Here is a 13219-nt window from a genome sequence, read left to right as displayed (position 1 = left end):
CGACTTGTGTCGCGGATGATCCAGCATCAGCGCAGTCGGCTTTGTGGCTGATGGCTCCTGCGTTCTCCATTGACGAGCTTCGGCGCGTGTCCGGCCGGTGATCCTGGCCTGTCTGCCGATCAGTCGATCACGAAGTAACAGAACTATTTCGTCCAGAATACGATGCCGCGGTACGATCGGCAAGAGCGTGCCCTCCTTGGGTTGAGCTATCTGGTAATCGAGGGCATGGCACGCCACACTTCACTGGCAACTCTCAGTCTTCAAATCTGGACGCCAGGGTCCATTGTGGGGTAGAAAGATAGCAGTGTCTCGACAGCCGATTCGAGCACACGGCGGTCGGCCTTCGGCGTGGCCGGAATCATCGAACAGCAGGAGTCAGGATGTCTGAGAACCGCTTCATCAGTGATGCCATCAGCGCCAGCGCGGAGACAACAGCGGACCGCGTCAAGCTGACCGACATGGTCGCCGAAGCCGCGACCGGCGCACCGGCGGCTGCGACGGCCGAGGACGGGCCCAGCGATGCTTCGATCCTGAACTTTGCGCTCAACCTTGAATACCTGGAGGCCGAGTTCTATCTTCGTGGCTTAACAGGGCACGGGCTTCCCGATGACATGGTGGGAGGGACGGGGACGCCCGGTCAGGTATCCGGCGGCCGTCAGGTCGATTTCCGGAGTCCCTTGATCAATAACATTGCCCGCGAGATTGCCATGGATGAGCGAGCCCACGTTGCATTCCTCCGCGACGCACTCGGTGGCGCGGCTGTTTCACGCCCGCGGATCTCTCTCGATCACAGCTTCACCGCCGCGGCGACCGCAGCGGGTTTGATCAAGCCGGGAGAGATCTTCGATGCCTACGCGAACGACCGCAACTTCCTCTTCGCCGCCTTCCTCTTCGAAGACGTGGGAGTCACCGCTTTCAAGGGCGCGGCACCGTTCATCTCAAACAAGACCTACCTGGACGCAGCAGCGGGCTTGATGGCGACCGAGGCCTACCACGCCGGGATCGTGCGGGCCACACTTTTCAGCGAAGGGCTCGCAGACGACTCCGTGTTCGACGTCGTGCAGAAGATCTCCGCAGTTCGCAACTCAGTCAGTGGCCCCATCGACGATGATCAGGATCTCGGCACCAAGGACATGGCCAATCTCGTTCCCACCGACGCGTACGGTCGGACGTTTGGCCGGAGCGCAGCCGAGATCCTCAACATCGTCTACCTCGATCCCCAGGCGGGAGGCTCCGGTGGCTTCTATCCGGATGGGCTCAACGGCGACATCGTCCACGGCACCGGGGCGATCGCGAAGTGAATGCGTGCCGTCTGCCGATGACCGGAAATCCGTGTCGCTGCATACGTCCAGAGGGCACATCATCTGAAGGGAGCATGTCATGTCCAGAGCGGAGAGACCTGCGATCAAGAATGGCGACCGCATTGATGCAGGCGACATTGCTGAAGCGTTGACGAGAGCACCATTCACCTACGCCGACGGGGCAACTCAGGTGTTCACTCCTGACGGCCGAACTACCTACACCGAGAACGGGCGCCCTACCTTCGGAGAGTGGGGAGTGGACGCTCAGGGGCAGTTCTGGTCGTTCTGGCCACCGACCTATCGCGCCACCTATGACGTCACTTGGATCACCGACGCCGATGGTGCCGTTGGCGTCCGGTTCACCGACCCTTATCGTGGAGCGACTTCTGAGGGACGATACACCCCTGAGGACACCTAAGGACGTCGTCGCGTCGGGACGTGAACAAGGTAGAACCGGCCGGGGATCTCTGGAAGAAGAGGAGCACCGGGACTACCTTTAAAAGTTCCACCCCGACTATGCGCGAAACCCCGTCGACCGGCCGGCCGGCAAAGAGATCTGTATGCGAATTGTTTGAGGGAGAGAGAAGATGGCCACTTTCGGAGGTCGCCGGCGCGACGACAACCCTGCGCTCCCACCTGGGCAACATTTGACAAAGTCTTTTCCGGTGCTGTCGGCAGGCCCAACCCCCTCGATCGATACGAAGGACTGGGAGTTCTTCATCCGTACCGAAACCGGACAGACCCACCGGTGGACTTGGGACCAATTTCTCACTCTCCCATCCGAGGACATTACGGTCGACATCCATTGCGTGACTAGCTGGTCAAAGCTCGGCACCGGCTGGAGGGGAGTGTCATTAGACACCCTGTTCGCCGAAGTGGAGACAGGCTTCGAATTCGTGATGGCCCACTCCTACGGTGGTTACACCACGAACCTTCCGTTAGAGGAAATCCTCGACGGGCAGGCATGGATCGCCTACGAATACGACGGCGACGAGCTTGACCCGGAACACGGCGGCCCGGCACGCCTCCTTGTGCCCCACCTTTATTTCTGGAAGAGCGCCAAGTGGGTGCGGGGACTTGTCATGCAAGGCGAGGATAATCCGGGCTTCTGGGAAGAGAATGGCTACAATCTGCACGGCGACCCTTGGCGAGAAGAGCGCTACGCGTGACCCGCCCGGCCGTCGGTTGGCTCACCGGCAGGCTCGTGCGCGCAAACTCGCTAACCGCCTCGGCGCGGAGCATCACCTTCGCTGTGCCCAGCTGGCCAGGTAACGATGCCGGGCAGCATGTCGATGTCCGGCTCACCTCACCGGACGGGTATCAGGCTGTCCGGTCTTACTCCATCGCTAGCGCTGGCCCGGGTGAGGAGATCGAACTGGCAGTCGACCGACTACCGGATGGTGAGGTCTCCCCGTTCCTCGTCAATGACCTCGAACTCGGTGACACGGTCGAGCTCCGGGGCCCACTCGGTGGATGGTTTGTATGGCGGCCGGAACAGACCCCTCCCATCCAACTGATCGCCGGCGGCTCCGGTGTTGTCCCATTCGTCGCGATGATCCGCACACACGCCAACGCCTCCAGCCCCGTGCCGATGCAGCTGCTCTATTCGCTCCGCACAGCCGATGACGCGTTTTTCCGTGATGAACTCTCCCAGCCCTCCGCTACCGCTCGGACGACCTGGCACTACACCCGCACCGTTCCGCCGGGATGGTCTCGATCAGCCGGACGGCTCACAGCTGAAGACCTGAGGGGCGAGACGCTGCCACCGGAACAAGCACCGCTCACCTACGTTTGCGGCCCAACCGGGTTCGTTGAAACAGTCTCCCGCGCCCTCATCAGCCTCGGGCATGCACCGGACACCATCCGCACCGAACGTTTCGGAGGAACCTGATGGATCACCTCGATGGCAATGTTCTCGCTGGCCCGATCACCGAACTCTTCGTCTTCGAGCCGACGACGACGCAGGGCCAATGTCAGTCCTGTGGTGATATCGCAACGCTGGGTCAAGCCTTGGTGTATGGCCAGCCAATGGGTTTCGTCGCCCGCTGCCGCAACTGCGACGACGTCCTCATCGTCATCGTCGAACGCGCCGGACGGAAACTGCTCAATATGCGGGGCCTGCGTTGGCTGCAAGTCCTCGACTCCCTTGAGCGCGGCGACGACGAGATCCAACACTGAGAGTACAAATAGGAAGCTGGTGCAACGAACGTGAAGCAGAAGAAAGTACAGACATTTCCCGTGATGGACGGGGCTCTGGGTGCACCTCGCGAGGATCAAATCGCCGGCATTGTCCAGCGGGTGTGGGCGGACTCAAAAGTTCATCACGGCGATGTGGAGCCACTGCTGCGGGAGTGGCTGAGCGCAGTGGGTTGCGTGGTGAGCGACAACGAGTTTCAGGCCCTGCTCGCCAAGGCCCGTGGCGAGTTTGCTCGGGTGGCGTCGGCGTCGGACACCGACCCTGCTCCGCATTGCCCGGCGGGAACGTTGGTGGCATGCCTCTACTGGGATGTGCAGACACTTGAACGCGGCGGGACTCTTCAACCGTGACCATCCGCGGGCGGCCCAGCCACCTGGGTTGCCCGCTCGCTGCGAGGCAGCCGAGCCCGGCCACCTCATTCGGAAAGTGAAAGGGTGAAAAGCGGATGTTGTTGCTTCCGTTTTGGCTCCTTGTCCTGATCTTCGCCATTGCTGCCGGCGCGATCTGGGGCGCTGGCGTTCAACTTAGCCGCTACGCCGACGTTCTTGCCGAACGTTTACATCTCGGTGCGGCATTCGGCGGCCTGATCCTTCTCGCCATCACCACGAATCTTCCCGAGGTGGCAATCACCGTCAGTGCCGCAATCCAAGGAGATCTCTCGATCGCTGTCGGCAACATCCTCGGCGGCATCGCCATCCAGACGGCAGAGCTGGCACTTATTGACCTGATCGGGGTACGGGGCGCTAAATCGCTGAGCTATCGAGCCGGGTCGCTATCGATCATTGTCGAAGCAGCGATGGTGATCGCGATCCTTGCCGTCGTCATCGCAGGCAGCCAGATGCCGGCCGACCTCATACTCTTCCGTCTCACCCCGGACACCGTTCTCATTGCAGCGATCTGGGTTATCGGTCTCCTGCTGGTGAACCGCGCCGGGAAAGGCATGTCATGGCACGACGACGGCCAGGCCCCGGACTCCCAGCCTGAACCGATGGGCCACAGCCGTGCGATGCGGGAAGAAATCGCAACCTCAACCCGGACCAGCACCACCAAGGCAGTCGCCATCTTCACCGCCGCGGCACTCGTCACCCTCGTAGCAGGCATCGCGCTCGAACGCAGCGGAAGTGCCATGGCCGACCAGATGGGGCTTTCCGGCATCCTCTTCGGAGCCACTGTGCTGGCTCTTGCCACGTCCCTTCCCGAGATCTCGACTGGGCTTGCCGCAGTTAAGATGGGCGACTACAAACTAGCTGTCAGCGACATCTTCGGCGGAAACGCGTTCCTACCAGTGCTATTCCTCCTCGCGACCGTTATCTCAGGGAAGGCTGTCCTGCCCGCGGCGCAGGGCACCGATATCTACCTCACCGCGCTCGCCATTTTGCTCACACTCGTCTACCTGCTGGGGATCGCGTTTCGTCCCCGCCGGAAAGTCTTCGGCATGGGAATCGACTCGCTACTCGTCCTTATCCTTTACGCAGTTGGCATAGCGGGACTCTTCGCAATCAGCAGAGCTTAACGCGCCCTGCCGAAAGGGTAGAACCGGGTCCACAGAAAGCGTCGCCGTATAGCCAACTGCCGCGGCCATTTCTTGCGCAATCGCGTGAAATCCAGTCACATCGGGATCAAATCGCGTGTTTTCGAAGCGCACTTCGTCCATGCTTATTGCCTCTCACTCACAATCTCATGCGTTATCTCTACAGTGGGAGATCTCACAGCAACGATGTTTGTCTTATATGCCCGGGTCGCACGTGACGGCATCGTCCAGACGCTAGATACCTGGCACGCCGATGCTCCCCGGTGCTATGCCGCTGCCGGGACGAAGCGGGAAGCCCGAGTTCGCTCATGCTGAGAATGTTGTCGCCGCAGCGCGTAGAAACTGCATAACCTTTTCCGCCGGCACCTCACAGGGCCTGAGAGTTGCGCCCTCAGACGTGATCCAAACGTTTGCCCCAAACTGTTCGCTGTCGCCCAGGCGTTCCGCATCCACCGAGATTACGTTGCCCCCTGCACGAGTGACACGCGTTAACCCCCAGCTCCGGCCCGCTATGCGCACACGGGACCACCCCTCCGGGATAGCCCGTATCAGCGTGTCAAGCTCTTGATCCCGAGATCGGTCCATGTCTTCCATCCTCACCGTGAATCAGGCTCGAGCTGTGAAAGGAAGCGCATCTTCTCTCGAGTGCATCAGCGCTCTGACGCAGGCTTATCGTTTTGTGCTGCGATCTCTGTGCGGACCTCGCGCATGTCGAGGTTTCTGACGGACTCTACGACCTGTGCGAGAGCCGGGGCCGGCAGTGCGCCCGCCTGGTTGAAGACGAGGATACCCTCACGGAACGCCATCAGAGTCGGAATCGCAGTGATCCCTGCGGCCGCCGCAATGCGCTGCGCGGCCTCGGTGTCGAGCTTGCCGTGGACGACGTCGGGATTGTCTTCTGCAGATCGCTCGAAGATTGGGGCGAACTGATGGCAAGGGCCACACCACGTGGCCCAAAAATCAACGAGAACGATGTCGTTGTCGTTGATGGTGGTCTCGAAGTTGTCATCCGTGAGTTCGACGGTTGTCATGGTGTTCTTCTCCTCGATGCGGCGGTCATATAGTTTTCGTCACAAATTGTGGGCGTGAAATCGGGCGTATGCGGTCAATGTTTCCGCCTCGCAGTGGTGTTGCCCGGGATGGCCGAATCGCGAAAGTCGGCATACTCGGGATGGGCGCTGACGAATGCTGCTGCAAACGGACAGGTGATAGTTACGCTCTCCCCTTGCGCCCGCAGCCTGTCAAGGACGCCGCCGAGGAGCCTTGCAGCGATCCCCCTACCTCGAAACTCGGGGAACACCGATGTCGCCAGCAGGGTGATGTGGCTACCCGTCTTGCTGTAAACGACCCCAGCGACGGTCACACCTTTCAATGTGGCCTCGTAGATACCGACCTCGCTGTTTTCGGTGATGATCAGGTCTTCCATATCGGGCGTCGTCGGTGCCGACGGATCCGTGTCTGCACCGTCTTGATCCAGGCCGGTCAGGGTGACCATGCCCTCAGCGTTGTCTGCCATGCTGCCTCCTAATCGTTCGTCTGCCCGGCGGCCGGAAGCGCCCGAACAGCCGGATGAAGCGTTTCTTCTACGGGGTGACGGTGTCACCGAGGTCCCAGATGGCGCCCGTCTGAAGGGCGTCCGCGCCGAGGAGATGGCTGAGCAGGGCGTGGGCGGAGTCCTGCGCGGCGATCAGCCCACCGGAGTCGTACCTGCTGACAAAGCGGTCGCGCAGGCCGGCACCGATGCGTTCGGGATCCTGCTTGCGGATCCAGCCCTGCATGGCGGTGTCGACGCCCCCTGGCCGGTAGACGTTGACCGTCACACCCGTCCCGTCGAGTTCGGCGGCGAGATTGCGACTATGGATTTCGAGAGCAGCTTTCGTCGCTGCGTAAGTATTGCCACCGATCATTGAGCCAGGGTGACGGACGACGCTTGACGAGACGTTAACGATGCGACCCCACCCAGCCTGCGCCATCCGTGGGGCGAGTGCAGCAGTAAGCGCTGCGGGAGCGATCACATTAAGCTCAAACGCCTGACGTAGCTGGTTTGGGCTGATTGTGCCACTGGCACCGAGGGGTTCTACAGTGGCTGCGTTGTTGATCAGAACATCAATTGGGCCGCCAGCCAGCAAGTCGTCGATGGCGGTGGCGCGCTGGGAGTCGTCGGCCAGATCGGCAGCCACGATGCGAACTTCAACAAGCGGAGAACTCGCCCTAATGGTGTTAGCGGTCTCATCGAGCTGGTCTGGGGTGCGGGCGAGAAGAATCACATCAGCTCCAGCCTTGGCCAGCTCAGTCGCAATCGCCGCGCCGATGCCCCGGCCAGCACCGGTGATAAGTGCCGTCTTGCCAACAAAACCAGCTCTCATGCTTGACGGTTCCTTTCACGGGGTATGGAGCACGCCCTCACCCAAGCCGCATGGCGCACCATGCGGTCCGAAGAGGAAAGGCACAGCAGATGTCACCTGCGCCCACTTAGTGAGCGTCGACCTTTCGCCCCGTCTTACCAAAAGACCTCAATCGCGTTCGTCCTCCCCGGGCCACAGGTACCACAACCCGTCCGATGAACTTTGTAAGACCTCGTGCTCTGGCGCCGCTAACGCTTCAACAAACGGAAATGAGAGGCGAACGGACATGACTAACACCGATGATGGCAACGGCTTCGAGAATCCGGCCGATGACTACGGCTTACTTCCACCCGACGAGAGCCTCGACACCGATGAACTCGGCGACGATATAGACGAAGCGGGATACTCACCGTTGGATTGGCGCCCAGCCGAACTCTCCTGGGGGTTCACACCGCGCGAGGCGCGGTCCCACGAGCCTCTATCCGCCCGCCTCGCCCGCGAGATCCCCGAGGAGACAGAAGAGATCATCGGAGATGGCATCGGAGACACCACTGACACGGACGGGGAGGTCATCGATGACCAGGTGGGTTCGGTCCGAGCTGGCCGTCTAGCCTGGGCTGCACCGGCCAGCTTCGACCCGGCCGCGGACTACTGGGCGAATGACGTCGGCATTGACGGAGGCGCTGCATCAGCGGAAGAAGCAGCGGTTCACATCGTCCTTGATCAGGACGACCTGGACTGACGTGAACATCCAACCAAGACCAAGTAGGGCACGGTCAAGATACACGTAGCAATCACAGTGCCCTTCGGCCCACTGAAGCATAGGAAATCGCGCCAATTCAAATCATCGGCCGCGTCCTGATTAAGTTCGCACAACCCGTAAGGAGACACTGATGCCGTTGCTCAACCCGGGGGACCCATTCCCAACTCTCACGATAAAGCAGCCAGGTGGACAGACACTTGCCCTTCCTGATGCCTTCGCTGGCAGCTTCGGTGTGGTGCTGTTCTATCGCGGATCGTGGTGCCGCTACTGCGTTGAGCAACTGCGTGCATTCCAACGATCCGCTGTCCGTCTCGCAAGAGCAGGTATCAAGGTAGTTGCACTGTCAGCAGATGACGAGAACACTACGAGAGAACTGATTGGTATGTACGGTTTGACCTATGCCATCGGTCACGGTGCCGATGCAATGGAAATTTCGGAGACAACGGGTGCATTCGTCAGCCTCGACCCTCCCTTCCTGCAGTCGACCGGGTTCGTGCTCGGCCCGTCTGGAAACGTCATAATCAGCGTCTATTCCTGCGGAGCAATCGGGCAGCTTATACCGGACGACGTACTCGAACTAGTCAGTGACCTAGCTGACCACCCGGAGCTACTCTGAGAGCCCGTTCGTCAGCGCTCATTTCTATGTGCCTGCGCCGTTGATCACAACTACTTCGCGCCGCGAAGCAATGGCGCAGACATGTCCAACACTCCAGGGCACGCTGTACTCGCAACGCCGCATCGCCCCGAGGAGGCACTTGACTACAACTCTTCCCCACCCGCGCGGTAAGACCCTGCGGCCTGGGGTCGCTAACGATCTGCAAACCTAAATGCCGTGCAGGCAGGACTGAAACCTGGAGGTGTCTGATGAAGGCAATTGTGGTTATGGATAAGGCCGCGGGAGCGGCCGGGATGGCGCTGGTGGAGCGCCCTGAGCCGTCGGCAGCGATAAACGACGTCATTGTCGAGATTCATGCATCGGGGTTCGTCCCCACGGAGGTCGAGTGGCCCTCGACCTGGACCGATCGCGCCGGCTGTGATCGAACACCGTCAATCATCGGGCACGAGTTGGCTGGTGTGGTGACCGCGCTCGGCTATGGCACGACGGGGTTGTCTGTGGGGCAGCGGGTGTTCGGTCTCTCAGACTGGCATCGCAACGGCACCCTGGCGGAGCGTGTGGCGATCGAGGCACGCAACCTCGCGCCGCTACCGGGTGATGTCGACTTCACGGTGGGCGCGAGTCTGCCCATCTCGGGTCTGACCGCGTGGCAGGGGTTGTTCGTCCACGGCCGCCTTCAGCCCGGGCAGACCGTCCTCGCACACGGCGCGGCCGGCGCAGTCGGATCGATGGTGACGCAGCTCGCCCGCGAGGCTGGCGCCTACATCATCGGCACCGGGCGCGGCCCCGACCGGCAAAAAGCACTCGACTTCGGCGCCCACGAGTTCGTCGACCTCGCCAACGACGAGCTCAAGGACGTCGGTGGAGTCGATCTGGTATTCGACGTGATCGGTGGTGACATCCAGAAGCAGTCCGCGGGCCTTATTCGAGCTGGAGGCACACTGGTGACAGTCATCGGACCACCCGAGGCGCGGCCTGCCGACGGCCTGGCGGTCGACTTCGTTGTCGAGTCTGATCGTGGACAACTGGGTGAGATCGTCCAGCGGGTGCGGGACGGAAGACTGCGCACAAACGTCGGCACTGTCTCGGCCCTCGACGACGCCGTCGCCGCCCTCAACCCCACCGAGCGCCGCGTAGGGAAGACGATCATCCGCGTTCGTCCTTGACGCGCGTATTCCGGACATGAAATCAACGTAGGGACACTTTATGAACAGCCCAACAGAACCGACCCGGTACACCTTCGAATACCCCGACGAGGCCGGATACCCAGACGGTAAAGGCACTCTCACTCAGGACCAGATAGTCCTCATCGACGAGTTGATCGATGATCCACATGCCCCCGCATTCGACTTCTACGTTGTGAAGGACGAGAAAACCAGCAGCTACGAGGCAATCGTCGGCGACGCCCAGATCGTTGGGCTGACCTACAACGTTGCCGACGACGACCGACTCGTACTGCTGGACACCTCGGTGTTTCCCCATTTCCGCAAACAGGGCATCGCCACCGAACTGATCCGACGCGTCCTGGACGATGTTCGCGTGCAAGGAAAGACGGTCACCATCATGTGTCCAATTGTGCGCACCTTCATCGAGCGCAACCCTGAATACGCCGACCTCATCGACCCCAAGCATCCGGGCGTGTCCATAGCATCACGCCGGTCCTAACCAACCGACTGATGCACTGACAGAAAGTACGATAATGACGACCAATATCGAGGCCGAGGCAGTCACCCGCGAAGAGAACAATGCAGCACTCATCGCTGCTTTGGACGAGACCCCACTCAGTGAAGTCGAGTCCAGGTGGGAGCTCGATGTCATCAACGATGCCGAGCGCGGTCGCTGGATCGCGACCCTCGGTGCCGACGCGATCGCAGAACTCCCGTATCGGTTCGTTGGCGGCCGCGTCGTACTGTTGACGACCTGGGTCGACCCCGCCTACCGCCACAATCGAGTGGCGACAGAACTCGTCGCTCGCGTGCTGGATGAGATCCGTGAAAGCGGGAGGAAGATCACCATCATCTGCCCGGTCGTGGGTGAGTTTATTAACCGCAACCCGGAATACCTGGATCTCATCGACAAGGTCCATCCTGGCTCCGGCGCGTACCCACACCGTGAACGCGAGGAAAGTCAGGATGAGATGCAGATCGCCGCGTTCGAATCCGATTTGGCGTAGCCTTCCCGCAGTCGCCCAACGGATCCGAGATGGTTGGCGCGAATGAGTATAGGTAACGTCCCGGCCCTGGCGATGGTGAGGGCGCTCCAACTTTGCCGAAAAGGATTAGGGCAAGACCATCATCCGGTTCGTCCATGACACGGATACAACGGAGCCTGTCTCGTTACGTCGAATCGGGTGCAGGCTAGGTGTTCATGGGAAGAGGTAGTCAGATGAAGGCGATTGTGGTGACGGATCAGGCCGCGGGAACGGCCGGGATGATGCTGGTGGAGCGGCCGGAGCCCGTGACGGCCGAGAATGATGTCGTTGTTGAGGTTCATGCGTCGGGGTTCACTCCTGGAGAGTTGACGTGGCCTGGTACCTGGGCCGATCGGCGTGGCAGGGACCGAACACCGTCCATCCCCGGTCACGAGCTCGCCGGCGTGGTCAGCTTGCTCGGCTATGGCACGACGGGGCTGTCTGTGGGACAACGGGTGTTCGGCATCACGGACTGGACTCGCGACGGCACCCTGGCGGAGTACGTGGCCGTCGAAGCTCGCAACCTAGCTCCGCTGCCGGGTGATGTCGACTTCACGGTGGGCGCGAGTCTGCCGATCTCGGGCCTGACTGCGTGGCAGGGACTTTTCGTGCACGGCCGCGTCCAGGTGGGGCAGAGCGTCCTCGTGCACGGTGCAGCTGGCGGGGTCGGATCGATGGTGACGCAGCTCGCCCGAGAGGCGGGCGCCTACGTCATCGGCACGGGACGAGCCGCTGACCGGGAGACGGCACTCGACTTCGGCGCGCAGGAGTTCGTCGACCTCGACAGCGGCTCACTGGAAGACGTCGGTGGAGTCGATCTTGTCTTCGACGTCATCGGTGGAGACATCGGGAAGCGGTCAGCGGGCCTGGTTCGAGCCGGAGGAACCCTGGTGACCATCGCCGGCCCGCCCGAGGCTCGGCCAGCCGACGGACTGGCAATTGATTTCGTCGTCGAGGCCGATCGCTCCCAACTGAGCGAGATCGTCCGACGGGTGCGAGACGGACGGCTGCGAACGAACATCGGCAATGTGGCCACTCTCGATGATGCCGTCGCCGCCTTCAACCCGACCGAGCGGATCAAGGGGAAGACGATCATCCGCATTCGCCCGTAGAGCTATGGAGATTGTGAGCTCGAGAGTTAACCCCCACAGGCGAAGGCGAACGTTCTGCGAAAACTATTTGAGCTGCGAAAACTAGTCTTTATTCAATACACCGCTGGCCCGCACCCGCCGAGGCTAGGACGCTCGTCCGCGGACCTGCTGTCGGTCTCATTAGGGAAGCCGTAAGCCCGAGCAGCAGGGACAGCCAATGCCGGAGAATGCGCGCGAGGGGCACACTCCGACGCGCAGCGGCTGGTGACTGGGAGGAGAGACTGAGATTCCGGTAGGCCCCGGCGATTCCGGCGGTTGTGAAACCCACCAATGCCGGCATTAGGTCGTGAGCAGGAACCCGTCTTACCTGCTTTGCCGATGGCATGACCAGAGGCGCAAAACTCGTCTCCGACCACATCGGCCCCGACCGCGTCACTGTTCTCGGGCACGTGGCCGCTGCCGAGAAGCCGCGCCCCGTGCTTCAAGCACACCGCGATGGTGTCCTTCTTGATTGCGAGGTTCGCCAGCAAGGTGAAGGTTACGGCGATTTTTCTCCTCGCCATGAGGAGCGCCAGCGGCAAACCGGATGCCCACCTGTCCTGACTCCCCGGCGAGCAATATCTCGCCGCCGTCGCTTTCGAGAGGGCGGTTCAAAACAGTTCCCCAGAACTCAGCGTCGCGCTGCGGTTCCCGGCTGGCGCTGGCATGACTGGGGCGGCGCATCGTGAACCAACTCTTACTCGCACCCACGGCGAACAGTACCGCGATTACCGGCGCAATGTTCCCGGGTGGTGGCCGCGGCTCACCCCGTGGCGGTCGCATACCGAGCGCTCGTGAGGCGCGGGAGCCTGCGCATGGTTCAGTGCGCGCTCGCCGCACGCTAGTACGCTGGGCGAAGCTGACATATTCGGATGGTGCGGGATGGGACGGACAGTGCCCACGTTTCGGGAACTCCACTACATGGATGCGACACTCGTTCTGCCCAATGCCTGGGACGTCGGCTCGGCTTTGGCGTCCGACCGCCAGAAGCGAACCGAGAACGACGCTTCCCGCGCCCATTCCTACCATCGACATCTTGAACATTTTTCTCGCCTTCAAACTCGAGCACCATGCTCGACGGCCGGGATAATACGCCGCCCGACTCCAACCTGACCGGAAACGGTTTCGCATCGCCCTTCGTTGGC

At 61.4% G+C, this 13219-nt stretch carries 16 protein-coding genes; 13 read left to right on the top strand and 3 right to left on the bottom strand.

What is annotated here, in order from left to right; translation table 11 throughout:
• Positions 1-380: 380 nt before the first annotated feature.
• The 7 genes from ACX3PH_RS09470 (at position 381) to ACX3PH_RS09440 (ending at position 5011) form a co-directional block, all read left to right on the top strand.
• On the top strand, positions 381-1301 hold the full coding sequence (locus ACX3PH_RS09470) for a ferritin-like domain-containing protein (protein ID WP_459091795.1): 921 nt from the start codon (positions 381-383) through the stop codon (positions 1299-1301).
• 79 nt (positions 1302-1380) lie between these two features.
• Complete coding sequence (locus ACX3PH_RS09465) at positions 1381-1719, top strand: hypothetical protein (protein WP_459091793.1); 339 nt, start codon at positions 1381-1383, stop codon at positions 1717-1719.
• A gap of 169 nt (positions 1720-1888) precedes the next feature.
• The gene (locus ACX3PH_RS09460; RefSeq protein WP_459091791.1) at positions 1889-2470 is read left to right on the top strand and encodes a sulfite oxidase-like oxidoreductase; all 582 of its coding nucleotides are present in this window, start codon (positions 1889-1891) and stop codon (positions 2468-2470) included.
• Complete coding sequence (locus ACX3PH_RS09455; protein WP_459091789.1) at positions 2467-3192, top strand: ferredoxin reductase; 726 nt, start codon at positions 2467-2469, stop codon at positions 3190-3192. Before ACX3PH_RS09460 ends, ACX3PH_RS09455 begins: the two co-directional genes overlap by 4 nt.
• Positions 3192-3479, top strand: a complete 288-nt coding sequence (locus ACX3PH_RS09450; RefSeq protein WP_459091787.1) for a DUF6510 family protein — start codon at positions 3192-3194, stop codon at positions 3477-3479. The genes ACX3PH_RS09455 and ACX3PH_RS09450 overlap by 1 nt, the downstream gene beginning before the upstream one ends.
• 30 nt (positions 3480-3509) lie before the next feature.
• Positions 3510-3848: a hypothetical protein gene (locus tag ACX3PH_RS09445; protein WP_459091785.1), complete on the top strand. Its 339-nt coding sequence runs from the start codon at positions 3510-3512 to the stop codon at positions 3846-3848.
• A gap of 95 nt (positions 3849-3943) precedes the next feature.
• Positions 3944-5011: a sodium:calcium antiporter gene (locus tag ACX3PH_RS09440; RefSeq protein ID WP_459091783.1), complete on the top strand. Its 1068-nt coding sequence runs from the start codon at positions 3944-3946 to the stop codon at positions 5009-5011.
• A gap of 668 nt (positions 5012-5679) precedes the next feature.
• On the opposite strand, the gene trxA is transcribed toward ACX3PH_RS09440, so the two are convergent.
• From trxA to ACX3PH_RS09425, 3 genes are all read right to left on the bottom strand, one after another.
• On the bottom strand, positions 5680-6060 hold the full coding sequence (trxA, locus tag ACX3PH_RS09435) for a thioredoxin (RefSeq protein WP_459091781.1): 381 nt from the start codon (positions 6058-6060) through the stop codon (positions 5680-5682).
• A 74-nt stretch (positions 6061-6134) separates the two neighbouring features.
• A complete protein-coding gene (locus tag ACX3PH_RS09430; RefSeq protein ID WP_459091779.1) occupies positions 6135-6545 on the bottom strand; it encodes a GNAT family N-acetyltransferase in 411 nt (136 codons plus the stop codon).
• A 67-nt stretch (positions 6546-6612) separates the two neighbouring features.
• Positions 6613-7395: an SDR family NAD(P)-dependent oxidoreductase gene (locus tag ACX3PH_RS09425; RefSeq protein ID WP_459091777.1), complete on the bottom strand. Its 783-nt coding sequence runs from the start codon at positions 7393-7395 to the stop codon at positions 6613-6615.
• 265 nt (positions 7396-7660) lie between these two features.
• On the opposite strand from ACX3PH_RS09425, the gene ACX3PH_RS09420 reads away from it, so the two are divergent.
• From ACX3PH_RS09420 to ACX3PH_RS09395, 6 genes are all read left to right on the top strand, one after another.
• Positions 7661-8116 carry a DUF5709 domain-containing protein gene (locus tag ACX3PH_RS09420; protein ID WP_459091775.1) on the top strand — a complete coding sequence of 152 codons (456 nt, stop codon included), beginning with the start codon at positions 7661-7663 and terminating at the stop codon, positions 8114-8116.
• Between the two features lie 151 nt (positions 8117-8267).
• Positions 8268-8753: a redoxin domain-containing protein gene (locus ACX3PH_RS09415; protein WP_459091773.1), complete on the top strand. Its 486-nt coding sequence runs from the start codon at positions 8268-8270 to the stop codon at positions 8751-8753.
• A gap of 248 nt (positions 8754-9001) precedes the next feature.
• Complete coding sequence (locus ACX3PH_RS09410) at positions 9002-9919, top strand: NADP-dependent oxidoreductase (protein WP_459091771.1); 918 nt, start codon at positions 9002-9004, stop codon at positions 9917-9919.
• A 40-nt stretch (positions 9920-9959) separates the two neighbouring features.
• Positions 9960-10418: a GNAT family N-acetyltransferase gene (locus ACX3PH_RS09405; RefSeq protein ID WP_459091769.1), complete on the top strand. Its 459-nt coding sequence runs from the start codon at positions 9960-9962 to the stop codon at positions 10416-10418.
• 34 nt (positions 10419-10452) lie between these two features.
• Positions 10453-10926, top strand: coding sequence for a GNAT family N-acetyltransferase (locus ACX3PH_RS09400; protein WP_459091767.1), 474 nt, complete (start codon positions 10453-10455; stop codon positions 10924-10926).
• A gap of 212 nt (positions 10927-11138) precedes the next feature.
• A complete protein-coding gene (locus tag ACX3PH_RS09395) occupies positions 11139-12056 on the top strand; it encodes an NADP-dependent oxidoreductase (protein WP_459091765.1) in 918 nt (305 codons plus the stop codon).
• Positions 12057-13219: the final 1163 nt, after the last annotated feature.

The organism is Homoserinimonas sp. A520 (assembly GCF_054489245.1).
The sequence above is the reverse complement of the archived record's forward strand: the minus strand, read 5'-3'. Positions and strand labels throughout refer to the sequence as shown.

Bases quoted from the DNA above. Each gene is read 5' to 3' on its own strand.
- ACX3PH_RS09470 (WP_459091795.1), top strand. From the start codon at position 381: ATGTCTGAGAACCGCTTCATCAGTGATGCCATCAGCGCCAGCGCGGAG.
- ACX3PH_RS09465 (WP_459091793.1), top strand. From the start codon at position 1,381: ATGTCCAGAGCGGAGAGACCTGCGATCAAGAATGGCGACCGCATTGAT.
- ACX3PH_RS09460 (WP_459091791.1), top strand. From the start codon at position 1,889: ATGGCCACTTTCGGAGGTCGCCGGCGCGACGACAACCCTGCGCTCCCA.
- ACX3PH_RS09450 (WP_459091787.1), top strand. From the start codon at position 3,192: ATGGATCACCTCGATGGCAATGTTCTCGCTGGCCCGATCACCGAACTC.
- ACX3PH_RS09440 (WP_459091783.1), top strand. From the start codon at position 3,944: ATGTTGTTGCTTCCGTTTTGGCTCCTTGTCCTGATCTTCGCCATTGCT.
- trxA (WP_459091781.1), bottom strand. From the start codon at position 6,060: ATGACAACCGTCGAACTCACGGATGACAACTTCGAGACCACCATCAAC.
- ACX3PH_RS09430 (WP_459091779.1), bottom strand. From the start codon at position 6,545: ATGGCAGACAACGCTGAGGGCATGGTCACCCTGACCGGCCTGGATCAA.
- ACX3PH_RS09425 (WP_459091777.1), bottom strand. From the start codon at position 7,395: ATGAGAGCTGGTTTTGTTGGCAAGACGGCACTTATCACCGGTGCTGGC.
- ACX3PH_RS09420 (WP_459091775.1), top strand. From the start codon at position 7,661: ATGACTAACACCGATGATGGCAACGGCTTCGAGAATCCGGCCGATGAC.
- ACX3PH_RS09415 (WP_459091773.1), top strand. From the start codon at position 8,268: ATGCCGTTGCTCAACCCGGGGGACCCATTCCCAACTCTCACGATAAAG.
- ACX3PH_RS09410 (WP_459091771.1), top strand. From the start codon at position 9,002: ATGAAGGCAATTGTGGTTATGGATAAGGCCGCGGGAGCGGCCGGGATG.
- ACX3PH_RS09405 (WP_459091769.1), top strand. From the start codon at position 9,960: ATGAACAGCCCAACAGAACCGACCCGGTACACCTTCGAATACCCCGAC.
- ACX3PH_RS09400 (WP_459091767.1), top strand. From the start codon at position 10,453: ATGACGACCAATATCGAGGCCGAGGCAGTCACCCGCGAAGAGAACAAT.
- ACX3PH_RS09395 (WP_459091765.1), top strand. From the start codon at position 11,139: ATGAAGGCGATTGTGGTGACGGATCAGGCCGCGGGAACGGCCGGGATG.